24 protein-coding genes and 1 pseudogene are annotated in these 23,090 nt (G+C 45.2%); 5 read left to right on the plus strand and 20 right to left on the minus strand.

What is annotated here, in order from left to right:
- Positions 1 to 63 precede the first annotated feature (63 nt).
- The 6 genes from sigH to N288_RS14065 all read right to left on the minus strand — a co-directional run bounded on the left by sigH (position 64) and on the right by N288_RS14065 (position 5,358).
- Positions 64 to 714, minus strand: coding sequence for an RNA polymerase sporulation sigma factor SigH (gene sigH / locus N288_RS14040; RefSeq protein WP_009793205.1), 651 nt, complete (start codon positions 712 to 714; stop codon positions 64 to 66).
- Positions 715 to 964: 250 nt separating this feature from the next.
- Positions 965 to 1,831, minus strand: a complete 867-nt coding sequence (locus N288_RS14045; RefSeq protein ID WP_009793204.1) for a PhzF family phenazine biosynthesis protein — start codon at positions 1,829 to 1,831, stop codon at positions 965 to 967.
- Between the two features lie 64 nt (positions 1,832 to 1,895).
- Positions 1,896 to 3,485: a M2 family metallopeptidase gene (locus N288_RS14050; RefSeq protein ID WP_022544025.1), complete on the minus strand. Its 1,590-nt coding sequence runs from the start codon at positions 3,483 to 3,485 to the stop codon at positions 1,896 to 1,898.
- A 96-nt stretch (positions 3,486 to 3,581) separates the two neighbouring features.
- Positions 3,582 to 4,238 (minus strand): molybdate ABC transporter permease subunit, encoded by a 657-nt coding sequence (gene modB, locus N288_RS14055; protein ID WP_009793202.1) that lies wholly within the window; start codon positions 4,236 to 4,238, stop codon positions 3,582 to 3,584.
- 208 nt (positions 4,239 to 4,446) lie between these two features.
- Positions 4,447 to 4,932, minus strand: coding sequence for a nitroreductase family protein (locus tag N288_RS14060; protein WP_035402357.1), 486 nt, complete (start codon positions 4,930 to 4,932; stop codon positions 4,447 to 4,449).
- Between the two features lie 195 nt (positions 4,933 to 5,127).
- Complete coding sequence (locus N288_RS14065) at positions 5,128 to 5,358, minus strand: hypothetical protein (RefSeq protein ID WP_009793200.1); 231 nt, start codon at positions 5,356 to 5,358, stop codon at positions 5,128 to 5,130.
- Positions 5,359 to 5,446: 88 nt separating this feature from the next.
- Here N288_RS14065 and N288_RS14070 point away from each other — a divergent pair, with 88 nt between their 5' ends.
- Positions 5,447 to 5,698, plus strand: a complete 252-nt coding sequence (locus N288_RS14070; RefSeq protein WP_009793199.1) for a hypothetical protein — start codon at positions 5,447 to 5,449, stop codon at positions 5,696 to 5,698.
- Positions 5,699 to 5,710: 12 nt separating this feature from the next.
- Positions 5,711 to 5,944, plus strand: coding sequence for a hypothetical protein (locus N288_RS14075; protein WP_022544026.1), 234 nt, complete (start codon positions 5,711 to 5,713; stop codon positions 5,942 to 5,944).
- Between the two features lie 27 nt (positions 5,945 to 5,971).
- Here N288_RS14075 and N288_RS14080 read toward each other — a convergent pair whose 3' ends face one another.
- Together N288_RS14080 and N288_RS14085 are read right to left on the minus strand one after the other, a co-directional pair.
- Entirely contained in the window at positions 5,972 to 7,039 is a 1,068-nt protein-coding gene (locus N288_RS14080; protein ID WP_022544027.1) for an ATP synthase subunit B, read from the minus strand.
- Positions 7,040 to 7,152: 113 nt separating this feature from the next.
- Entirely contained in the window at positions 7,153 to 7,653 is a 501-nt protein-coding gene (locus N288_RS14085) for a GNAT family N-acetyltransferase (RefSeq protein WP_009793196.1), read from the minus strand.
- Between the two features lie 187 nt (positions 7,654 to 7,840).
- Between N288_RS14085 and N288_RS14090 the strand changes: the two genes are divergently transcribed.
- Both N288_RS14090 and N288_RS14095 read left to right on the plus strand, forming a co-directional pair.
- Positions 7,841 to 8,320, plus strand: coding sequence for an Hsp20/alpha crystallin family protein (locus tag N288_RS14090; RefSeq protein ID WP_009793195.1), 480 nt, complete (start codon positions 7,841 to 7,843; stop codon positions 8,318 to 8,320).
- Positions 8,321 to 8,349: 29 nt separating this feature from the next.
- Positions 8,350 to 9,021 carry a hypothetical protein gene (locus tag N288_RS14095; protein ID WP_009793194.1) on the plus strand — a complete coding sequence of 224 codons (672 nt, stop codon included), beginning with the start codon at positions 8,350 to 8,352 and terminating at the stop codon, positions 9,019 to 9,021.
- Between the two features lie 9 nt (positions 9,022 to 9,030).
- Here N288_RS14095 and N288_RS14100 read toward each other — a convergent pair whose 3' ends face one another.
- From N288_RS14100 to N288_RS14135, 8 genes are all read right to left on the minus strand, one after another.
- Positions 9,031 to 9,606, minus strand: a complete 576-nt coding sequence (locus N288_RS14100; RefSeq protein ID WP_009793193.1) for a DUF402 domain-containing protein — start codon at positions 9,604 to 9,606, stop codon at positions 9,031 to 9,033.
- A gap of 150 nt (positions 9,607 to 9,756) precedes the next feature.
- A complete protein-coding gene (locus N288_RS14105) occupies positions 9,757 to 10,980 on the minus strand; it encodes an MFS transporter (RefSeq protein ID WP_009793192.1) in 1,224 nt (407 codons plus the stop codon).
- Positions 10,977 to 12,026, minus strand: coding sequence for an ArsR/SmtB family transcription factor (locus N288_RS14110; protein ID WP_009793191.1), 1,050 nt, complete (start codon positions 12,024 to 12,026; stop codon positions 10,977 to 10,979). The genes N288_RS14105 and N288_RS14110 overlap by 4 nt, the downstream gene beginning before the upstream one ends.
- Before the next feature lie 178 nt (positions 12,027 to 12,204).
- A complete protein-coding gene (locus N288_RS14115) occupies positions 12,205 to 13,668 on the minus strand; it encodes an esterase/lipase family protein (RefSeq protein WP_022544028.1) in 1,464 nt (487 codons plus the stop codon).
- Positions 13,669 to 13,751: 83 nt separating this feature from the next.
- Positions 13,752 to 14,111 carry a VOC family protein gene (locus N288_RS14120; protein WP_022544029.1) on the minus strand — a complete coding sequence of 120 codons (360 nt, stop codon included), beginning with the start codon at positions 14,109 to 14,111 and terminating at the stop codon, positions 13,752 to 13,754.
- Between the two features lie 16 nt (positions 14,112 to 14,127).
- The gene (locus N288_RS14125; RefSeq protein ID WP_009793188.1) at positions 14,128 to 14,589 is read right to left on the minus strand and encodes an SRPBCC family protein; all 462 of its coding nucleotides are present in this window, start codon (positions 14,587 to 14,589) and stop codon (positions 14,128 to 14,130) included.
- A gap of 54 nt (positions 14,590 to 14,643) precedes the next feature.
- Complete coding sequence (locus N288_RS14130; RefSeq protein ID WP_009793187.1) at positions 14,644 to 15,426, minus strand: helix-turn-helix domain-containing protein; 783 nt, start codon at positions 15,424 to 15,426, stop codon at positions 14,644 to 14,646.
- Between the two features lie 168 nt (positions 15,427 to 15,594).
- A complete protein-coding gene (locus N288_RS14135) occupies positions 15,595 to 16,830 on the minus strand; it encodes a hemolysin family protein (protein WP_022544030.1) in 1,236 nt (411 codons plus the stop codon).
- Positions 16,831 to 16,990: 160 nt separating this feature from the next.
- Here N288_RS14135 and N288_RS14140 point away from each other — a divergent pair, with 160 nt between their 5' ends.
- Positions 16,991 to 17,308, plus strand: a complete 318-nt coding sequence (locus tag N288_RS14140; protein WP_009793185.1) for a hypothetical protein — start codon at positions 16,991 to 16,993, stop codon at positions 17,306 to 17,308.
- Positions 17,309 to 17,441: 133 nt separating this feature from the next.
- On the opposite strand, the gene N288_RS25855 is transcribed toward N288_RS14140, so the two are convergent.
- From N288_RS25855 to N288_RS14155, 4 genes and pseudogenes are all read right to left on the minus strand, one after another.
- Positions 17,442 to 18,398 (minus strand): methyl-accepting chemotaxis protein, encoded by a 957-nt coding sequence (locus N288_RS25855; protein WP_410110757.1) that lies wholly within the window; start codon positions 18,396 to 18,398, stop codon positions 17,442 to 17,444.
- A pseudogene (locus N288_RS25860) lies at positions 18,384 to 19,157 on the minus strand (HAMP domain-containing protein); the annotation flags it as partial. The pseudogene N288_RS25860 and the gene N288_RS25855, both read right to left, overlap by 15 nt.
- A 551-nt stretch (positions 19,158 to 19,708) precedes the next feature.
- Positions 19,709 to 21,010: a coiled-coil domain-containing protein gene (locus tag N288_RS14150; RefSeq protein WP_022544032.1), complete on the minus strand. Its 1,302-nt coding sequence runs from the start codon at positions 21,008 to 21,010 to the stop codon at positions 19,709 to 19,711.
- A gap of 1,148 nt (positions 21,011 to 22,158) precedes the next feature.
- On the minus strand, positions 22,159 to 23,052 hold the full coding sequence (locus tag N288_RS14155; RefSeq protein ID WP_087944248.1) for an SAM hydrolase/SAM-dependent halogenase family protein: 894 nt from the start codon (positions 23,050 to 23,052) through the stop codon (positions 22,159 to 22,161).
- Between the last annotated feature and the right edge of the window lie 38 nt (positions 23,053 to 23,090).

The following is a 23,090-nucleotide window of genomic DNA, read 5'->3' on the forward strand; positions in this document are numbered from 1 at the left end:
ACAATTCACAACTCTGCTTCCAAAGAAAAAAGCCCCCTGTTTCCAAAGGGAGCTCCCCGTTCCTTAAATGACCAGCTCACGTCTTTCAAGATAGCGGTCAAGTTTTCGTTTAACGCGCTGGAGGGCGTTGTCGATTGATTTGACGTGAGTATCCAATTCCTCAGAGATCTCAATATAAGAGTGGCCGGCAACGTATAGATCGAGAACCTTCCGTTCCAGATCGCTCAGCTTCTCGGCTATTTTCTCTTCGATGTCTGCAGTGTTCTCCTGGTTCACAATCAGAATGGCCGGATCTGTAACCATGGTTCCCGGGAGGATATCCATGAGTGTGTGCTTGGATTCATCTTCATATATCGGCTTGTCCAGTGAAATATAGGAATTAAGCGGCATTTGCTTCTGGCGGGTGGCCGTTTTTACAGCGGTGATGATCTGCCTTGTAATGCACAGCTCAGCAAACACTTTGAATGAAGCAAGCTTGTCCTCCTTGAAATCACGGATGGCTTTATATAGCCCGATCATGCCTTCCTGAAAAAGATCATCTTTGTCTCCGCCGATCAAAAAGAATTTGCTCGCCTTCGCCCTGACAAAGTGCCTGTATTTTTTCATAAGATATTCAGATGCCATACCATCCCCATTTTGAAAAAGGACCACCAGTGTTTCGTCTTCATAGTTTGAATAGTCTTCTATCAGTTTTACTGCGATGCTTGCACTCACTCATATCCCTCCATCTATCATTCTGAGTCTGAAGTTTGACTGACAATACCATTATTGTTTTTTCTAAAAAGTCCGTCTATTAACTTATTTCTATCTTAAACCATTTTCCGCCTAAAAGATATGAACAAATAGCGAGCTTTCTTTACAAACTATGACACTCAGTGAAGCACAGGCAGAAGATTGGACGTCTATTGCTGTGGATTTAAGCTGGCTGCATGGGATGCTGTCGAAAATTTTTATGTATACAGCATTAAATGTGCATCACCATCTTGTCTTTCACTTTCGCCGCACCGCCTATTTCCAGTCTTTCAATTTCCCCTGAATCATCTGCGGCTGATAGATTTGCCTTTATGATAGAGGGCAGCCCCATTGTTTCTCCCTGGTGAAAAAAATGCGGGCCGGCTGCAATTTTTTGATGATGATAAAGATAGCCGCATAGAGCGCCGCTGGCAGTTCCTGTCGCACTTTCCTCTGGTATGCCGGCTGCAGGAGCAAGATTGCGGCAGACTGCCGCAGGACTGCCTTTTTCATTGAAAGCAAACAGATGATACCCTATTGCCTGATACTTTCTGCTGATCTCAGCCACCCGCACGAAATCAGGCCGGATCGATTCCAGAACATCACGGGAACGGATAGGGACCATAATGTCCGGAAGGCCGGCAGAAACAATCTGGACCGGAAGACCTTCAGCAAGATCATCAAGGCTGATTCCCAAGGAAACTGCAGCCTCTTCTGGAGGAAGAGCTGTTCCCATTTTCGGAAGAGGCTGTTCAAGGAAGATCTCTCCCGTGTCACTCGCTCTTGCTTTAAGAAGGCCTGCATGACATTCAAATGTGTGCTCTCCAGGGGGAATCCTGCCTTCCTTGACAAGCAGATGGAAGGAGGCGACAGTAGCGTGTCCGCAAAGGTCGACTTCGTTCTCCGGTGTAAAGTACCTCAAGGATATTTCACCTGCTCTTGAACGGCTGATAAATGCCGTTTCAGAAAATCCCGCCATTGAGGCAACTTTCTGCATCTGGACGGTGCTCAGGCCATCTGTGTCGAGAACCACTCCTGCCGGGTTTCCTCCCTTATTGTCCCTGCAGAATGCATGTACTATATAGACGTTTACTTTCATATAAAAGTTTCCTTCCTTTCCATTATAAAAGCCGCTTCCTGTGAAGAAAGCGGCCTTTTTTCTGTTATGCCTGCTGCAGATCCCCTACGAATTGGTCTATGAAATGCTGCGGGTTGAGTTTTTCGCCGGTTGCTTTTTCTATCTTTTCATTCCAGTGGAGGGCCGCTCCCGGCTTGAAAAATTCTTCTAGCAGATAGCTTCCTGCTTCTTTAGAAAGAATATCACCCTTCAGATTTTTCTTGATATGCTGTTCCAGCTGTGAGGTTGTAAGTTCCCCCAACAGATAATTTTGATAGTATACAGGCACAAGGGTAAAGTGGATCTTAGCTGCCCAGTGCGGGATATCCTGATTTTCCGGCGGATTCAGGAATTGGACCTCTTTGACGATTTTCCACCAGAGACGGTTCAGATCCTGGTCCGGATTTTCATATAGTTCTTTTTCAAACAGCGAAAAAGTGATGAACCAGCGGGCTGAAATGAGCATCTGCCTTCTGAGCGCCAATTTCAGCTCGCCAGCCAGTTCTTTTAATTCCTGCTCATTAATGCCGAGGAATTTCCCCAGCCACTCCGGATTCCGGCCCATCCGTCCGTAAAGCATCGCAATCGCTTCAGTCGTCAATGTATGTGCCGGTGCTCTGAGAAGGAAAGGAAGATCTCGGTCAATATATTTGAAATATACGGCATGCCCGAACTCATGCAGCATGGTGGTCGACCAGTAGTCACTGCTGCTGTTGTTGCACAGGACCCTTACGTCCCCTTCCCTGTCGATGTCTGTACAAAATGCATGCTGATTTTTCTTTTCCCGCGGATAAAGATCGCTGTTTTCCAGCATATCCCCTATCTCCATTCCCATGGAAGCAAATGTAGCAGCTGTCAGCTCCTCCAGATTCTTCCCTTCATAGTAAGAATCCAAGTTCAGTGCTTTAGAAGGAGGCGCTTCCTGAAAGAATGGATCCGCATAATGCCAAGGCCTGATTTCATCTATTGATATGGAAAGGCGTTCTGCAATTTCCTCATCCATTTCCCGCTTCAGCTGATGGAATGGTTCATCCGAAATTTTCTTCAGCTCATCGAAGATAGCAAAAATAACGTCCCTGTCCAGCTCCTGGAGTTCAAAGCTCATTTCATGAAAATTTCTGTAGCCAAGCTTCATGGCTGTTTCGTTCCTTAATTTCACAAGGTCAATTAGCTTCTTTTCGACTTTGCTGCCAATTGTCTTGCTTGCATGCCAGGCCCTCTCACGCAGCTCGTTATCCTTGCTATCTGTAAGGATTTTCCTGATATCATTTTCCGACACTTCCCTTCCATCCAGAACGGCTCTGTATGTATTGAAGACACCTACTAACTCTGAGCTTCTTACAGAAAGTTCCTTAAGTACATCTGCGTCAAGCTGATTTTTTACCATGCTGTTCTTCAGCAGCTGCAGCTGCCTTTGTTCAAGCTGGTTTAGTTCCCCGCTTTCGAGGAATTCCTTTACCTCTTGAAATCTTTCAGAATCTGATAAGTAGAGGCTGACCTCCGTCTGTGCCTCAGCTGTCTTCCTGTTCCATTCATCTTCTCCAGTTGTAGAAGCTTTCCATGAAGCTTCAGCGCGCTTTTTCTGGAGCTTTTGCAAGGCTTCGTTTTGCTTTTGTAAAAACTGTTCTGCTGTCATGCTTTTTCCTCCTCTGGTTTTCGGACTTATTATATATTCTTGGCATGACAGCAAAAACCCTGTTTCTCTGCGTAAAAATTTCGTATACCGAAATTTTTATTTGCTGAAAGCATTGACTGCTGCAAGCATGATAAAGGAAATGCCGATCATGACTGCCGTCCAAAGCCAGGCCATCTCCATATTGCCCGAGTCAATGGCAAAATAAATGGCCGTCGGAATCGTTTGTGTTTTGCCGGGAATATTGCCGGCAAACATCAGTGTTGCCCCAAACTCCCCAAGTGCTCTGGCAAAGCTGAGTATGGCTCCGGCTGCCAGGGCTTTGGCCGACAGCGGCAGTGCTATATAGAGAAAAACCTTCACCTCTGAAGCTCCATCAACTCTTGAAGCATCCTCTATTTCCTTCTCGATCGTTTCAAAGCCTGTCTTTGCAGACTGGTACATCAGAGGAAAGGCGACAACACTGGACGCGATTACGGCTGCCAGCCATGTAAATATAACCGGCTGCCCAATAAAGATTTCTATCGCTCTCCCAAAGAATGACTGCTTTCCAAACACGATGATCAGCAGGAATCCGACCACTGATGGGGGGAGTACGAGAGGCAGGAGGAGGATGGTTTCTATAAGCGGCTTTCCTTTAAATTTTTTAAATGCAAGCAATCTTGCCAGAAGAATGCCTGCAGCAAAAACAATGGCCAATGAAATGGCAGCCACAGAAATCGACAGCCGGACGGGCGACCAGAAATCTTCCGTCATCCTACCCTTCTCCGGCTATATTCAACTAGTTTCATTATTTTAATGCCCCCTGTATTTTCTGCTAGATTCATTATAGCCGAAAAATGAAGGCGATAAAGGGATTTTGCTTTCTGTCTCTTAAGATTTAGAGGTATTCTTTTTATAGTTTTCAGCCGAATTTGCCAAAATAAAAAAGGACAGGCAATTGCCTTGTCCTTCTATCCATTATTTATGGAAGCTTTTTAATCTTATCTTCAATGCTGATGCGATCTTTGATAGCCGGGATTTCTTCAGGGTAGCCAAAAGCGATGATGCCGACTACTTCGCTCCCTTCCTCAACTCCGAGCACTTCCCTCGCAGCCTTTGAAGCACCAAGAGAACACCAGAAAGTCCCAACTCCCTCATCCCATGCCTGCAGCATGAAATTCTGGATAAAGCATGCAACGGCAGCTGTATTTTCAACTGTCTCCAGATCTGTTTTTCCATGCTTGACTGTGACGGCCATCACTTCCGGCGCTCCGCCAAAATCTGTTTTATGCTTCAGCTTTCCGCGTGTCTCCGGGCCGGCAAAAATAATATCCCAAGGCTCAGTCATTTTATGGTTGGGAGCAAGGCTGGCCGCTTGAAGCCACTTCATGAACAGCGCCTCATCCACTGGATCTGCTTTAAACTTTTTAATTGTTCTTCTAGTGGTAACCAATTGTTCAATATTCATTACAGCAAGCACCTCATCAATAATGATAATCATTTTCGTCAAGTTTATTATAGCAAATAATTCCTCTGATTAGAACCATAAAGCAAAAGCCCCGTACTTTTAGCAGCAGGGCTTTTGCTTTCGGAGGTATATACTTTATAGGTATGCAGCGACTTGGACAGTTATTCTAAAATTCTGCGGACCTTTGTGGCCTAGCTAGATGTTGTTATTTTTCACACTTCTGCTGTCATCCTGCTCACCATCCCACACTACACCTGCCGGCATCGCCAGAAAAACCCCGTCAGCAGACTGCTGTCCAAATCCCTGATTTTTCTTTCCATTCACGGCTTTGTTAACCGTAATATTCTGGCCAAATACTATGCCATTACCATGATCAGAACTTCTTATTGATGTCTTGCCTATGGTTACACGCGCAGGATAGAACATGCTTTTCCCCCTTTTCTTCGCAACGCCCGTTTATCATAAATTATGCTGAGCTGAATATACTTAGAAGCAAACAAAGGGGGAGATATAATTGCCGGCTCCTGCGCCATTTATCAATATCAACATCTGCGCAATCAAGATCAATTCTTTCGAGAATGCTTCCGCTGTCAATATCGGCCAGAACCTTCTTGCCGAGTGGCATAATTCGGATAAAAAGAATCAGGGCTACGGACAGAATTTTGGGGATGCAAGCGGATTTATCGGTACAAAGGGAATCGTTGATGACCGTGATCAGCTTGACTCCAATTCGACCTTCGATTCTGCGAGAATTCCAAATCTGTAGGGAGTGATGCCAGTGATATTTGCCCCCATGGTGGTAAATCTTCTCGCCTTAAAGGTCAATGTGCTTGACCATGCTTCTATTGTGAATATGGGGCCGAACCAATTTATCGACCAGTTCATCTCGTATAAGAGAAACCAGGGATTTGGCGAACAAAATGGAGACGTCTCGCCTGTGAATATCCCTATATCCTGGATTGCCGATCCTGACCTGAATGATTCCAACTCAGTGAAAAACAGTGTGATATAGAAAAAGCCCGCTGGAGCGGGCTTTTTCTTATGATTCTTTCTCCTGATGGCTGGCCAGGCTTCCAATATAGGCCAGCTCATCTGCCGAATAAGCATCTGCACCGCCATCCAGGATTTTTCGGACGTCAGACAGGTTTTCCTGAAGAGACACCGATTGCCCTTTTTGGCCTGTAAATGCTTCTGCTGTATAAAAAGGCTGGGTCAGATAGGCTTCCAGCAATGCCCCGCGCTGATACCCCAGTGTTTCAGAAGATGGAAGCCTCTTTATTCCCCCGGCTTGGACAAGCGCCTTTAACTCCTTATATCGGCGAAGGAGCTTTTGCGCCTTCTGCTGGATGGTCAGATGGGCCTGATCCAGATATGCCCCCTCAAGGACAGATGAGGCAGAATAAATAGGATTCACGGCAGGATATAAATGCCTGGCAGCAAGGTCGGCATCAAACTGCCATAAGGTTTCCAGCGGCCCGTAAGGAAATTCTTCATCTACTGCCTCCCCTTTTAAATCGAGGAGGAAGGTCGTTACTGATCCCGGACCGCCAGCATCCAGCCTGCCCTGCAAATCATGTATGGTTCCGTTTACCACATGTGCTCTGTCAGCAGCAAACAGAACATCTTGATTTTTTGAATGGTCAGTGAGAAGTTGGTATGCGTCCTCAATGGTTGCGGCAGAAAAATCGGTGTTGATCAGAATATCCTGGAGTTCTGGATACTCCCCTTCCGGAATGAGCAGGATTGTCTTGTAGCCTTCCTTCTTCAGCCGGAAAAATATCTCTGTCAGGAGGACAAGCTGCCCCATTCCCGGCCTTGCGACAAGACCGGCTGTCCCTCCTTTAGCCAGTGGTGCAAACAGATCGAGCGCCTTGATCTTCGTTTCAATCATCTCTGCCTTCTCCCCTCTAATGATCAAATCATCCAGGCTGCATTCTGCCAGTTCAGCAAGCGCAGCAATTGTCCTGACCTCTGCCCTTCCTACAGGGATCTTGCCGGTGCATAAATTGGAGACTGTAGCCGGACGAAGTCCGACTGACTTGGCGGCTGCAGTTAAATTCGGGACTTTTCTCCGAAGCAAGGCAACATTCAGGCTTAAATTTTCCAAATATTCCACCTCCTTCTTAAGAGTAATATAAATTACTTTATAAAGCAACACAAACTTACTTTTAAAGGTAATTATAATTACTACGAAAACAAAATAAGAAGGCTCTCGCCTCCTCAACTCAGATAAAGAATCATATGGTCTTCGTCATAATAGTTTTCACCAATTTTCAATGCCCTTTTTTCAACACCATATACAGTAAATCCAAATGACGCATACAGCCTTTTGGCAGGCTCATTCCCACTTTCAACTGAGAGGGTGACCTGTTCTATATTATGGTCACCAGAGGCTTCAGAAAGAGCAGCTTCAATCAGCTTCCTTGCAGCTCCCCTGCCCCTATATTCAGGCTTTACGTACACGGCTGCAATTATGGCCCGATGCTTAAGCTTTAATTTAGTCTCCTTGATCAAAGCTGCCGTTCCGGCCAAAGCTCCTTTCTCAAATATGCCAAACTCTGCAGAGAGACCTGAGGCAAAACGCTTGGCGTAGAAATCGGCAGGGTTTCCGCATTCTTCTTCATAACTGGAAGCAAATGCTTCCGGTTTATTTTGCAGTGCTTCAAGCCGCAGCTTTTTGTATTCTTCTGCGTCTTCTGCCAGCAGCTTCCTGATTATCATATTTACTCCTCCTCTTTAACTGATTCAATTATGGCACAGGAAGAAGAATACCAATAGCTATTAAAAAAATGTGTCTGATTTTCTTTGAAACAGCTAAACTTCCAATCATTTTGGCATGAATAGCATATCTGAAAATAAGATAAATAATAAACAATGATCCCTGGAAACTTATAAAGCAGGTGATAGGATGGACCTCGAAAAAATGAAGCAATGGATGGAGCTTGCCCAGAAGGTGCAGGGCGGGGATTTTTGGAACCAGGTATTTGAACAGGGGCCAGGAGGCCAATTCGGGGAATCTGCGGCTTTCAACAGCTTTGCCGGCGAGCCGGGGGAAGCCGGCTACCGGAAGTCAGCCGAATTTCCGCTAGTGGATATATACGAAACAGAAACACAAATCATCCTGCTGGCAGGTCTGCCAGGCATCCAAAGGGAGGATGTCCAGCTGTTCCTCCAGGGTGACAGGCTGATCATCAGGGGAACTATTTACGTACCATACAGCGGTATAAAGAATATTCAAAAAGAAAGATTCCATGGGAATTTTGAAAGAGCTGTAAAACTTCCTGCCATTCCCAATGATAATAAACTTTCAGCAAAATTTATCAACGGCCTCCTGGAGATCAGCTACGGGAAGATCTCCCAGCCAGAGGAACAGATACCGATTGAATGAAAAACAAGGACTTAATGGTGTGGTGAGATATGGCGTTTAAACATTTACTTGGCAAGGTTCACGGTGACCGTCTGGCCGGGCTTGAATCTAGGATCGAATCTCTTGAAGATGAGTCTAAAAAAATCAGGACATGCGATGTCCATATCAGGCGTTTCCTAACCATCGAGAAAGAATTGGGCAGCCTGGTCGCCCTGAAAAAGAAATTCACAGCCCGGACACCTGCCGCTGGCATAAAACAAACCCCCGGTCCTGCTCTAGAAAATAATCAGGTTGAAAAAATGATTGATGCAGCACTCGGCCGCTGTCTCCAACAGATAGGAAACCTGGAGCAGCGTCTCCGGAATACTGAAAATGCCCTTTCCCGCCTGGAGAAAGAGAATTCAGAACTGAGGCGGGAAATCTCTGCTTTATATGCTGTCACAAAAGAAAATCCCCATGTGGACATACCTTCTGCCCAGACTGACCCCAAGAGCTCTCCACCTGTCATTTTTCAGGAATTCCATATTGACAGGTTCATAGTCGATAAATACGAATTGACCAATAATATCAATCAGCTGGGGGTAAAGGAACTCAGCGGCCAGATGAATATCGGCGCAACCTACGGAGGCGGCATCAGTCCACAGGACTTTTCCGGCAGCGAAGAAGAAAGCTCTGACTCATTAAAGGAAAAAGAAGGCGGTGAAGAACATTCTCCAGAGTGAGTGTTCTGTTCACCGTCTTTTGCTATCTGGTCTAACAGGCTCTGAAAAACCTTCTCTTTTCACGATTTCAGCATGCTCTTTTGCCAAATTTAATAGCGGGAAGCTGCCGGCCTGGATTGCAGCCATCAGTTCACTAGCCTGATTCCTTGCAAGATTATACATTTCTCTAGTTATTATGCCGGCATTATGGGCATCCTCCAGTTCTTCTTCATCCAGCAGATATACATTTCCTGCTGGCAGTACAACGATATCCAGGAACAGATCATCCATCCAGGGAATATTTTCTTCGAGTCCAATCTCATGACAGATATCGATATACCATTGGAGAATTTCTCCGTTCTCATCCATCATGGTCGTTACCGTATAAAATTTTCCCTCCGGAAAATGCTGAAGCCAGCTGTAGCCATCGGCAGCAATGCATATCTCTTTTTCTTCGTATTTGACTGTCAGTTTTTCCGTAACTTTGATCAACTCAATGAGAGCTAAGTGGCCCGTGAATTCTTTAGCATCGAGCCAGCATTGTGAATAAGCTCTGTCGGTAACACGCTTCCATGCGCCTCTCCTTCCGTCTACCCGTTTAAGCATAAAGATATCCTCCTTGTAAATACAGCAAAAAACTAAGTCTATTTTTATATAAATGTATTCACTTTTTTAATTCTTTTGACCAGCAATCCATTCCCCTTTTCAGCATAAAGCTAGTACCCTTATGGAGGCACATACGTCCCTCTACCCAGGTTATTCCCTTTCAGTTCCTTGTACCTGATGACCGGTCTGATTATTTAGAAATGCAAAATAAGGATGAAGGAGTCCTATTGCAGATGCTGTGATGATCAATATCCCAATAAGGAGGAACATGGGCCTGACTCCCCAAAGGCTTCCCAAAAGGGTTCCTGCAAGCACTCCCAAGGGCATCGCCCCCCTGATGATGAACAGCCTGGCCGAGAAAACTTTTCCTCTCAAATAGTCCGGTACCGTCTGCTGATAGATGACTGTACTTTGTATATTGAAAAATGCCATAAAAATTCCGGCAGCTGCTTCAATCGCTACCGCGGCTGCAAGACTGGCGTTAAACGCCAGCAGGATATAAGTCGATCCTCCTGCCATTAGCGCGCCAAGGATAGAAGTGCGGCGATTGCTTATTCGCACCTTCCCGACAAGAAGCGTGCCGGCAAGATAGCCCACCGGAAAGCCCGCCATAAAGAGGCCGTAGCTGCCGTAGCTCTCTGAAAGTTCGTCAGTTATGTACGGAAGATTAAGGACCATGGCGGCTCCTACCCCAAACTGGACGAAAGCAAGGAAAATCCCAAGCCACAGCAGCAGAGGGTTCCTAATATAATAGAAGATTCCCTCCTTGAATTCTTCAATCCATGTTTTTCTGATGGTCCTTTCTTCTTCTGGTTCTGCAATAAATAAAAGAAAGCTGCCGCTTATCAGCAGAAAAATTGTCACGAGCAGCAGACTCACCTCTGTCCCTGCTCTCTCAATAACAACCCCGCCCGTCATCGGGATGATCATGGACAGCAGTCTGACTGTACCGTCGAGTACAGCGTTGGCAGACTGCAGACTGTCTCCTTTTATCAGCGAAGGAAGTAAGGCCTGGCTTGCCGGGACATAAAATGGAGACACCAGCCCTACAGCGATCTGGGCAGCGTAAATATGCCAAACTTCAAGCTGGCTGGTACTGATCATCACAAAAGGAAGAAGAAAAAAAAGACTTCTTGTCCATTGTGAGACTACCATGATCCACTTGCGGCTCCATTTGTCGATAAATGGCCCTGAAATAAGCTGAAGGATGAGGGAGGGCAGATAATACAGCAGCCACATGCTGCCAAGAGCCAGCTTTGATCCTGTCAATTCATATACCATGATCGAATTACAGAAGGTGCCGAGTGCTCCCCCTGCTTCTGAAGCGGCTGCACCTGCCCATAAATAACGGAACGGCTTCAGTTTCCAGATCATTCACATCCACCCCTCAGATACCTCTCGAGCTCTCTTCCCAAAGAAAGGACCGCTTCTTTTTTCAGCCTGTATTTATGATTGTGCACTTCTGCAAGCTTGGCTGCCCTGAGAATCTTAAGATGATGGTGTACAGTCGATTTCCCGATATTCAGCTCCTCGGTAATATCCTGCAATGGCAGGTCCTCCTTGAAAAGGAGCTTGACAATTCGTAGCCTGAATTCATCACCGAGCGCCTTTTGCTTTTGAACCAGGAAATAATCCGGACTGTCCGGCACATCAGCCGGCAGGCTGCTGTTTGAAACCGGATAATAAAATACCTTTGTGCCTTCCAGATCTGCTTCAATGGTCCAGGGACGGTACACATATTGCGGAATCAGCCTGACAGTAAAAACACCAGGCTCTGGAAGGTAGGCAATTCCCCCTGTTGCCTGTTCAGCAAGGTCTTCAGGGGACGTCCTGGCAGCCAGCAGTTTTTTGTCATGAACATCTTTTTCCAGTATTGCTGAAAGCCTGTGTTTATCCGGTTCAATGGCTGCCAGGTACCAGCCTTCCATACTGGCAATAAAATGCTTCTTCAGTTTCCCTGGCGATTCCTTAAAGATATAGGCGATATATGCCGGGAAAAATTTATGCCCTTCCACATGACGGATTAATTCTTCAAGGGATTCAGCATGCCCGGAGGCTGCACGCTTCCTCGCTTCTTCTTTTTCCTGGCCCAGAAAAGGCAGACAGATCTGCTTCAGCTCTTTTCCATCCATTTTCTCTACAGCTGAAATAAATTCCTGCAGGGTGCGGGCTTCCACATGATGCAGAAGCTGAAGCAGCGACTTCCATGTATTATTCTTTTCAATATGATCCAGCTGATCCTTAAGGCCGCGAGAGGCCCCCGACCTGATTCCTGAAAGTTTTGCTGAATGCTCAAGCGTGTCAATCAGCGCCCCGTTGGTCACTGCTGCTATGCCAAGGGCGCACTCCCATAAAAGGGAATGGCTGAACTCCAGCTTGTAGCTCTCTCTCTTTCTTCCGGATAGATTAATATGTTCCATAGACATCTCCCTTACAAAGATACGGCGTATTATTAAATATTTTAAATTATCCGAAACTTTTATTCAATATATTCAGAACCGAAAGTTTCAAAAATATCGAATAGTTAAAAATCAAGGCACCGGCGTATGCCGATGCCTTGAATCATATCTTTTAATAAGAAGGCTATGATACTTTATCCTACTTATAAATTTTGCCTGCTCCATCTACATAGATGGATTTAACCATACTCCTTTCAAATGCTTTACCCTGGCCGGTTTTGCCGGTAATTTGGATGGTGAGGCTGTATATGCCTTCCTCTTTGAAATCTGAAGCATCAGGAAGTCCCGCTTTTAGGCCGCGGAAGGTTAAATAGCCGTCTCCCTTGCCTTTGGTATGAATCCATTCTGTTTTGTACTTCCTGCCTGCCTGCGCACTTTTCCAGCTGTTCAGCTCTTTGCTAATCCCTGGAATGCTACTATCTCTCTCGAGGCTGACCGTATACAGAAATCCGGTGCGTCCCGTTTTGCTGCTCACAGTCCATTTGCCTGGTACAGGATTTTTTATAGTAAATTCAGTAACATATGCCCCTGAAAAAAATCCTGAAGCATCTTTATAAGTTCTGCCGGCTGTATAACTGTTGCCCTGCTCATCCACTATCACCAGGTCAGGAAGGCGTTTGCTGCTCAACACAGACACTGAGGCTGCCTTTACTTCATTTTCAATAAGAAAGGAATCTTCAAGCATCTCATCTCCCATTCCACCGTGGATGATCATGCTGTCAGCCTGGGAAAAATCCGTATCAGTTAACAAGGGGGAATAATGATCTTTTTGGAAAGAAGTAGCAGTTAAAAAGGGATTCAGCTCGGGAAATATGACAGACCCTTGCTTTATGCTTGAATGATTCCAGGAATGCTCAGCTATGACAGGGAAGCCTGAAAGCCTCGAACTGATTAGGGGGACGACGCCATCATTCCTGCCATACTGGCTCAAATACAAGCCTCCCCAATATGTTGCCGATCCAAAGCTGCCCCAGCCGGTCCCACCGATTGTGTAAAAGGGAATCCGCTGTGCGTTCGAATGGGAGTCTGTCAAACTGCGGTAATAGCTCATATATCCTGTCTGAAGTGAGGCAGTTGCATCATTGCGGGTGCCGAGGAGTTCGGAAAGCCAGCCGGCGGCACTGCTATTGGCAAGGTCTGCGAGCTGTGTGCCGCTGTGGGGAGTAGATAGGGTGATTACTCGGGAGACATAAGGATATGCTTCATTATGGACGAGGGCTGTCTGACTATCCACACCGCCCTTGCTGTAGGCGACGACTGCCAGTTTTTTCTGCCCGAAATGATAATAGATTTCTTCAAGCATGCCTGCCAGCAGCATTCCGTTTTCCCACATATCCCGATCCGGATAAAGATCGGCATATGCGGTCTGATATCCATATTCCCTTGCTATTTCAGGCATATCATTTTCCTCCAGCCAGACATTCGCAGAATTGCTGTAGCCGTGGATAAACACGAGCGGCGGAAGAGCTGGATCTACTATATTGGGACTTTCTCCGGGATACCATCGCCCCGGGCTCCCCCCGCTTCCACCGCCCCCTCCGGCAGATGATACCAGCGGAGCAGTAAAGAAAAAGAGCAACAGCATTACTGGAAGCGATTTCATAAAACCCCTCCTCCTTTCAAATTTTTCAGCTCCAGTGTAAGTTTTCCAGGCAAACAAAAAAAGAGGAGAAAGTTGGATTCTCCTCAATCAAACTGCAAATATTCTAATATATTGCCGAACGGATCTCTGAAACTTATATATTTCCCCGGCGGACAAGCTGCCGGCTCTTCCATCAGTAAATCAGCACCTTTGGATTTCAGGAGATTGACTTCATTTTCAATGTTTTCCGTTTGAAGCACTAGCACCGGCCCTGTCGCTGCCTTTCTATCTATATAATCAGCACCTTCACTTTCTTCCAGGATAATTGGCAGTTCCCCGTGTGCAAGCGACACTATTTTCGGGCCATACTGTTTGTTTACTTCGAAATCGAGTACTTCTGTATAAAACCGGAGTGCTTTTGTTAAGTCTGGTACATAAATCCCTATTGCACATAATTGAGCCATTACTGTTACCCCTTCCTTATTGGCAGCAAAGTAATCCTTTGCCGGATTCAATACTCTGCTTCAGGCTCGCCAGCATTTGGTCCCAGGCCGCTATATGCCATTGTTTTGCCTGATCCCACTGCCCGCTCTCTCCCCAGCCATCATGCTGCAGCGAGATTTGTACACCTTCCGGAATATCCTCCAGAATTACGGTTACTTTAGTCAGATTATGATCACTATTCATTAGACCGGCAAAAGCATCAGGCCCTTTCCATTCAAACATAAGCTTCTCTTCTTCTAAGATACTGAGGATTTTGCATCCTTTCGTATTCATGCTGCTCTTATCTGAGGGATTGAAATATAATTCGAACCGCCCTCCTGCTGCCGGTTCGATCACTGCTTCCGGGGCAAACCACTCGGTTATTCTATCTGATTCGGTCCACGCTCTCCAAACTAAGCTTTTGTCAGCCTGAATGATGATATCAGTTTTAATAGGCACGGCATTCTCCTCCTTTTTCCTGATTATACTGCCTTACTTTTCCTAAAAATTCTTCTAGTTTGCTTTGTTGGTTATTTTTTCAAACAGCAAGAGAGGAAGATTGATTAAGATTGGCGGATCATGGGGCAGCGGCTCCCTCAGCTGAACGGTGGCCTTGCAGTCCGTGTTTTTCTTAATTTCCACCGTTCCTTCCCATTTCCCCCTAAGGAATGTTTCCGGCTGAAAATACCTGAGGGGATTCATGCTCCACTCCAGCCCTGCTGCCAGCAGATAATAAGTTCCTTCCGGGATGTCTGTGAAAATGCATTGAGGGCTGTTATGGCTGAAAGCAGTCCCTTTGACAGGCCTCTGATCGGGAATCGGCTCAGGAAACAGTCCTGCAAAAATAATTCCCCTGAATCCCGGGGGAACCTGGATAAGACAGCTTACTTTTGCCCGGCTTCCCGGTGCCTCTGATTCCATTCTCTCAGGGAGCAGCGTTTTCGTCTCATCCATCATTTTCTGCAGCATTTCCATACTGGCTTCGTATCGTTTAGGGCTGATTCCCACATGATTTTTAAAGCGGGTTTGAAACGTACCCGGGCTAAGATACCCTGAAGCAATCCTTGCCTTAGTCAGTGAAGATTTCCTTGCCAGTTCTTCCTTCCCCATCTCGATTCTCAACGCACTAAGGAAATGCCTCGGAGAGATTCCTGTCGCCTTTTTAAAGATCCTCGTGAAATGAAAAAGGCTGTAGCCTGTTAATTCGGCAAGCTCTTTTGTGGTGATCTCTTCCTCAAGATGCTGCTTCATATAATCAATCGCCTTATCTGCAGCCTTCATCTGTTCTGGGTTCATATTTTCACCTTTTTCTTTTGGCTCTAGTTTCTATTTGCTCTCTGTCCTGCAAAACCCTTTTTATCAGAGAAAAAAGTAATGAGATTTTTTATCCAAATCACAATGTGTGCTTTCCAGCTCCCAATAAAAAAGATTCTGCCATTTTCCCGGCAGAATCTGATCTTTTATCTATTCAACTGTACCAGCCTGTTTTGTTATCTCGATCTGCTTGACTTTATTGTCTTCTATTTCCTTTACTTTAAAGCGCAGATGATGGTAGTCATAAGTCTCTCCTTCTTCAGGAAAATAGCCTAATTCCTTCAGCAGGAAACCGGACAAAACATCCTCTTCTTCCGGTATCTTCGTTTTGAAGGCCTCGTTAAGGCGATGGAGGGACAGCTTTCCGCTGCAGACAATGTGAGAGTCGGTAAGTTCCTCTATCAGCACTTCTTCATCATCGGTTTCGTCATTGATTTCCTGTCCGATCATTGCCTCAATGATGTCTTCATGCGTAATGATCCCGCGTGTACCTCCGTATTCATCAAGGACGATAGCAATATGCTTGCGCTCTTTCATCATAAGCTTAAAGACCCTTTCTATTGAATGGAATTCGTATATGAATAAAGGGTCATTATCTGTATATTCATCCAGTGCATTTGAAAGGTCGAGGGACCAGGACAGGAGCTGTTTGCTGTGAAAAACCCCGACAATATTGTCCATATTCTCTTTGTACACAGGATACCGTGTATAATGGCTGTGCAATACAATATCCCTCGCCTCTTCATATGAGGAGTCAGCAGGAATGCCGATGATCTCAGTCCGAGGTGTTTTCAGGGCATCTCGCACATCAAGTTCAAAGAAATCAATGACTCCTTTGATCCTCGTTGTTTCTTCATTATTAAATGTCCCTTCCGTTGTAGCAATATCTACCATTGTGATCAGTTCTTCCTTGGAAAAGCTGACTTCTGCTTCGCTGTCCTTCGAAAGCAGACGGATGACTCCCCTTGTGAATCTTGACAGCAAAAATGTTAATGGCTTCAGAATCATCATCAGAAAACGGATAACCGGGAACACGATGAAAGCAATTTTATCTGCAAAAGTTGCAGCAATGGATTTAGGAAGCACTTCTGCGAAAATGATCAGGACGACTGTCAATATACCGGTCGCAATCCCTACATTAATTCCATAATTGATTGCCACGATGGTGACCAATGTAGGAAGCATGATATTGGCTATATTATTGCCAATCAGGATAGCGGTGATCAGTTCATCCGGCTTTGCTACAGTATCAAGAAGCTTTTGGGCTTTATGATCAGCATTTTCAGCTCTTGTCTTCAGCTTCATTTTATTAACGGCAGTCAGCGCCGTTTCACTCCCCGACAAGAAAAAGGACATAAACAAAAAGAAAATTATTGCAATAAACACAGTTTGCCTCCAAGAGTTTTTTCTTCCATCATACCCAATATTAGAAAAATATACAAAGCATAAACCTATTCAACATTATTCTCCCTTTTCACCGTATAAAAATTCTTTTTCCGTGAAAGCTATAATTGCTGTCATCCTTAATGCATAAGGAGTGTTTGAAATGTCTGTCTTTGTCTACCAAACCTTTGAACTTAAGCAGGACAAGTTTGAAGAAGCTATTGAAAATATAAAAGCAATCCAGCAGCACAGAAATGAAATGTACGATCACAAAGTAGAAATCCTGACTCCTGTCACAGGGCCGGACCATACATATGCATTTCTGTGCACCTATGAAGGCCTGGCAGAAATGGAGCTTCAGAATAAAAGGCTTTTTGACGATGAAGACTATGTTAAGCTGATAGGCGATTTTTTCATCCAAAACATTGTACAGGGAAGCATTAGAACACAGATATTCCGTTCATTAGCTAATAAAGCATAAAAGGAGCTTTGCCCGTACAAGGTGTGCCTGCAAAAGATTTTCATCCGGCAACAGAGCACATGTGACAGGTGCTTCCCCGCCGCTGCTGCAGAGCAAATATAAGAAATGGCCCGCTGGATCCGCGGGCCATTTCTTATATTTTAAATCGGCTGACAAGCTGATTGAGCTGCTTTGCCAAGTCTGCCAGACTATTGGCATTTTGTTCAACATCGGTCATCACTGAATTGGATTGGATGATGGTTGCAGCTGTTTCTTCTACACCTGCTGCAGCTTCTTCGGACACCGATGCTATCGTTTCAACCGACTGGCTGATGGCAGATGTATTCGTATCAGCCTCCTCAAGGGTGCTGCTCATTTTGGAAATTGTCTCTCCCAGAGAAAGGATGGATCCTTTCAGGGTGCTGAAAGTCTCTTCAGTATCCTTCAGGCTTCCGGTGCCCCGCTGAACCTGTAAGTAGCTGTTCTTCAAAGCAACGGCAATTTGCTTTGATTCTCTCTGAATGCTGGCTACGATATCTGTAATATGAACCAGTGATGAGGTTACCTGCTGGGCAAGTACTTTCACTTCCCTGGCAACGACGGCAAACCCTTTTCCGCTGTCTCCTGCTCTCGCCGCCTCAATCGCAGCGTTCAGCGCCAGCAGATTCGTCTGGTCTGCAATACCCTGGATCACTTCAACAAGGGAAGCAATCTCCCCTGACTGCTTTTCAAGATCGCCAACTTTGGAAACAGAGGCCTCGACGGTGTCATGAATCTGTGTCATATCCTTTCCCGCCTGCTCCATTCTCTCCATGCCAATGGAAGCTTCCTTTAATACATTCCCGGCAGTATCCGACATAGATATTCCAAAATTATGTGCAGCCTTGATGCTCTGTGAGAATCTGGCCATTGTTTCAGAAAGATCAGATGCGGCCAGTGCCTGCTGGTCAGTCCCGGAAGCCAGTTCCTCCATTGTTGCCGATATTTGCCGGCCTCCTGCGGCTACCTCGTTGGCAGACTTTGTCAGGATACTGCTTTGGGTCTGTACCGAACCTGCAGCTTCCTGAATGGAGCCTACCATCTGGAGGAGATTTTCTTTCATATCGTCCATGGCACTCGCCAGGATACCGATTTCATCTTTACCCTTCCAAGCGAGCGGGGTTCCTGAAAGATTACCTGATGACACCCGCCTGGCACTATCCACTACTGCCCTGAGATTTTTCTTGACTGTCCTGTTAATTAGAATGATGAATGCAAAACCAGAAGCAGAAGAAACAAGGATAGAAGCAATTAAAATGATGATGCTTGCCTGAAGCCTTTCTTCAGTACTGGCAATTGACTGGTTTTTCCCGGCCTCCACACTTTCTCTTAATTCATTCAAGCGTGCGATAACAGTATCCCTCTTGGTGCGGATATCATTCAGGACGGTCAAAACCTTGGCATTGCTTTCGATATTTGGTATAAGCTGTTTTTTAAACTGTTCATTAAGCCTCTCATCGCTTTCAATGAACTTAGCATAGAGCTCCTGCTCCTCCTTCGTTCTCATGCTTTCTTTCAATGCCTCATGCAGCTGAAGGAATTCGCCCGACTGCTTATCATAGTTTTCAACGATTCTCTGTGAGCGTACCTGAACATAATCCAGCACCATGATCGTCTTTGAGCGGTAAATGGAGCCCATCTCTGTCAGCTGAACAGCGCGCATGCTGTTCTCATCAATGGAAGCAACATCACTCTTAATCAAAGAAAACTGATTGAAAACGACTGCTGCTGATAAAATGAATAAGCAAATAGTAACAGCGAAGACAGCTATGTATTTCTTTCCCAAATTCCAATTTCTTAAAATAGTAATCATTATAGCCCCCTGAATCATCCTTTTTTACTATTATCGGCAGAGAATAAAGGATATTCAATAGAATAAACAGAAAATATTCATTTTTCAAAAATAATAATAGGTAAATAGAACTATCATATGGAGAGCAGGGGGTAACAAGGTAGTTTACCAGTTATAAGCTGCCATTAAACCAACTCTGCCCACTAATACATCTATATACTATGCAAAAAAAGCCGCCTGAAAGTTTATACGTGATTTATGGCCTCTGAGAGCAGCTGCTGGCCGGTAACCAAAATCTCAAAAAAAAATCTTAACTGAACATAGCGCAAGCACCTTGCACCTTAAGGAACGCAGACTAAGAACACACATCCTTCGGAAACGTCTTGAGACCCACATCCTGGGGACCTTAAGACGAACCTCCCAGAAAGGCGTTCTTTGCCTTATTGGGAGGTTAGACTTGTGATCTCGGCGCAGCTGCTGAAAGTTGATCAAAAATTGAAAATAATCCACAAGACATACAATTTATAATATCCTGAACAATAAAAAAGGAGAGGGCTTGAATGCCCTCTCCTTTTTTCAAGAATATTTTATTAACGGACCCTTACTACACGCCCGTTGAATTTCTGTGCCCAATAGCCGCTTGACATATTGGCAATTGCTACGCCTGTCGAGCTTTGTGATCCGATGAATTTACCGCCGCCAATATATATTCCAACATGTCCATCTGTTTTATAAGTGTTGAAGAATACAAGGTCTCCTGGCTGCATTTCGCTTGTGGAAACGCGGGTGCCTGAGTTTTTAAGAGAATCAGTGCTTGAACCGACACTAATGCCAGCCTGTGCGAAAGCCCAGTGTACGAAGCCTGAGCAGTCAAAACGGCCGTTGGCAACATCAGATGCAGTTCTTCCTCCACCGAAAACATAGACAGAGTTTCCGATATATTTATAACCTGCAGTGATGGCAGTATTGATATTGCCGTTTGCCTTCGGAGCAGGCGCGAACGACTGAGTACTGCTGCTTCCGCCGTTATTGCTTGTTCCATTATTGCTGCTTGATCCGCTGTTAGAAGATGCTGCTGTATTAGAGCTGTAGCTCCTTTGCACTGCTTTTGCAGCTTCGGCAGCCTGGCGCTTTCTTTCCTGCGCAATCGCGTTGTCAATTGAAGTCAGTTCCGATGCCAGTGAAGCATCTTTTTGAAGCAAGTCCGCTTTCAGGGCAGTAGCCTGCTTTTCCTTTTGCTGGACCTCAGCCTTCAGTACATCGATCTGGGCCTTCTGTTCAAGAATCTGAGCCTGCATGCCTTCAAGTTCTGTCTTCATTTCATTGAGGCCTGCCAGTTTTTGCTCAACAGAAGCCTTCTTTTCTTCGAGCTCCTTCTTATCCGCTTCATGCTCTTCCATCAAACCTCTGTCAGCCTCGACAATCTTAGCTACCGCTCCTACGCGGTCAATGAAATCACTGAAGCTTGTGGAACCCATCAGCACTTCAAGATAGCCTACTGAAGCACCGCTTTCCTGGAATGACTTGGCCCTTTCCTTCAGGACTTCGTTCCTCTTCTCAATGCGTTCCTGAATGACAGCTACTTCTTTCTTCAGTTCTTCAATCTCAGCATTTGTAGCAGCAATTTGTTCTTTTGTTGTCGCAATCTTGCTGTTATTATCCTTGATTGCCTGATTGACGCGTGCAATTTGTGCATTCAATTTTTCCAATTCATTCTGAGCTTTTGCAATCTCTTGAGCTGCCTTTGAAATATTGGCCTGGATTCCAGAACGCTGTTCCTGGATTTGAGCTTTTTTGCTGTGTAATGTATCCGCATTAACTGCCGGGATGGAAAATGCACTTCCCAGGCCAAGCATAATTGTCGTGTTCAGCACTACTAATTTCTTTTTCATCGCTCTCTTCCCCCTGCTTCCCTTTGCCAAGCTATAAGACTCTCTCTTTATCTAATTGCAAAAGCCAACGGCAAACTATATGTATTTTAAATTTTAAATTCGATTGTTCTGTGACAAAATTCTATTAAATTAACCAATTTAAACCTTTTTTTCACAATTAGAAGTATAACACCCAAATCTTTCAAACAGGTAATAATTATATTACAGTTATATTTCAATCATGACATTAAACCACTTTTCTCCTAGTTTTTATGCTTTATATACCTTTATTTTACAGAAAAACAGCGAAAATCTATCTAAACGTGCCATTTAGACATTTTTTTCTCCATACATTCATCCGGGTAAAATAGCATATAGTAAGCAGGAAGTTTTCTTTTGTATAATATTGGTTACAGTAACTCATTATTCCAATTTGCGACAACCACACTAAGGCTGGTGAAACTATGGCGAATAGAAAAAGAAGGAAAAAAGGCAAGCAGGCGGCCGGAAAACAAAAAGACTCGATTTTGAAGGAAATTCTATCAGAGGGACTCAGCCAATTATTAAACCCGTTATTATGGTTAGGAAGGCTGATTTCACGTTTGTGGGATTGAACGGAGATATAAAGTGAATATGATATTTTTTCCTATATATACATGTTAACATCAGCATGGGCGTGCAGATTGTGCTCGTATAGGGGAGTCAGAACAATGTTGACCCTTTCTCCAGTAAGCCATCTGCCCCTTTGCCCGCTTGAGGAACTCAGATCGGTGCATCCACTCTCTTGAGTACCTCACTTGTCCTGTATGGGGCACTCTGATCGGCATATCTGCTTTCTTGAGTACCTCATATGTGCTGTATGAGGTACTCCGGTCGGTGCATCCACTCTCTTGAGTACCTCATTTGTCCTGCATGGGGAATTCTGATCGGCGCATCAGACTTTTGAGTACCTCATTCCGCTTCAAGCACTCAGACCAGCGTTAACCTTCCTGGCTGCCTCTTCTCCTCCAAAGGTTTCTCCTATTCATTCGGTTTTCAAATAAAACCTGCCCAAAAGAAAAAAGACCCTTCCAGGTCTTTCTCATTGCTTATGGAATTGGCTGGTTATCACCTTGGCGTGCCAAAGGCCGTCAAAAAGAGCAGGCTTTCCCGCACTCCCTTATCCTCTCTCATGTAGCAGCAATCCCACTTGCAAGGTTTTTCTGCAGCATCTCCCGGAATTCTGACTTTTCAACTGATATGGTCCAATCTTGCCCTGCCCCTATCGAAAATATTTCAGCAAAAGAACCTTGGTTCACAGCCAGCCCAAGATTCCCAAGTGAGTTTATATAGGCAACAGGTTCTCCCCCAGGTACATCTGCAAAAGATTTACCAAAAGTCACCAGCCCTCTAAAGGCAAGTGATTGGCCTGCCCTAATTTCCGCTATCAGTCTGTCTCCGTGTGCCACTCCCATCTCGATCAGCAGAGTTCTCCCAATATTCGTCCACAGATTCCCGAAGCGGACATCCATGATTTCAATACACCCTGCAGATTTGCCGTTATTGAGTGAAGCGCATGGAGCCTGCAAAATACAAATAACGCCGGGATCTACATGTTCCCCCAGTTCTTCAAAGCTGACTGCGCCGCTGGCCAGCCTGGCTCCTGTATACGCGTAAATATCCCTGCCGTGGAATGTGTGAGATTCCAGGGATCCTGGAAGCCTGTTCATCGTCTCATTAATGACCCTCGCTTCAGCAATCCCTGCATTCATGCTGACATGTGTCAATGTGCCGTTATCCGGCGTGATGACCACCTGTCCTGTTGCTGTTTTGACTGCGAGGCTCCTCCTCTCAGAACCGACACCAGGATCGACCACAGAAACAAAGACTGTCCCCTCAGGCCAATATGGAAGAGTCTGATTAAGCCTGCAGGATGCCTCCCATACGGAAAAAGCAGGGATGTTATGCGTCAAATTGAAAATTGGAATGGCAGGGCTGACGGAAAAAGCAACACCGTGCATCGCACTGACCGCCCCATCTGCTAATCCGAAATCCGATTGAAATACTAAAGCTTTTCCCATCACTTTCACCCTTTCAAAATTTGTGTATAAAAAGAGTTATG

Origin of the sequence: Bacillus infantis NRRL B-14911, assembly GCF_000473245.1 — a bacterium.
Classification (GTDB): Bacteria; Bacillota; Bacilli; order Bacillales; family Cytobacillaceae; genus Bacillus_AB; species Bacillus_AB infantis.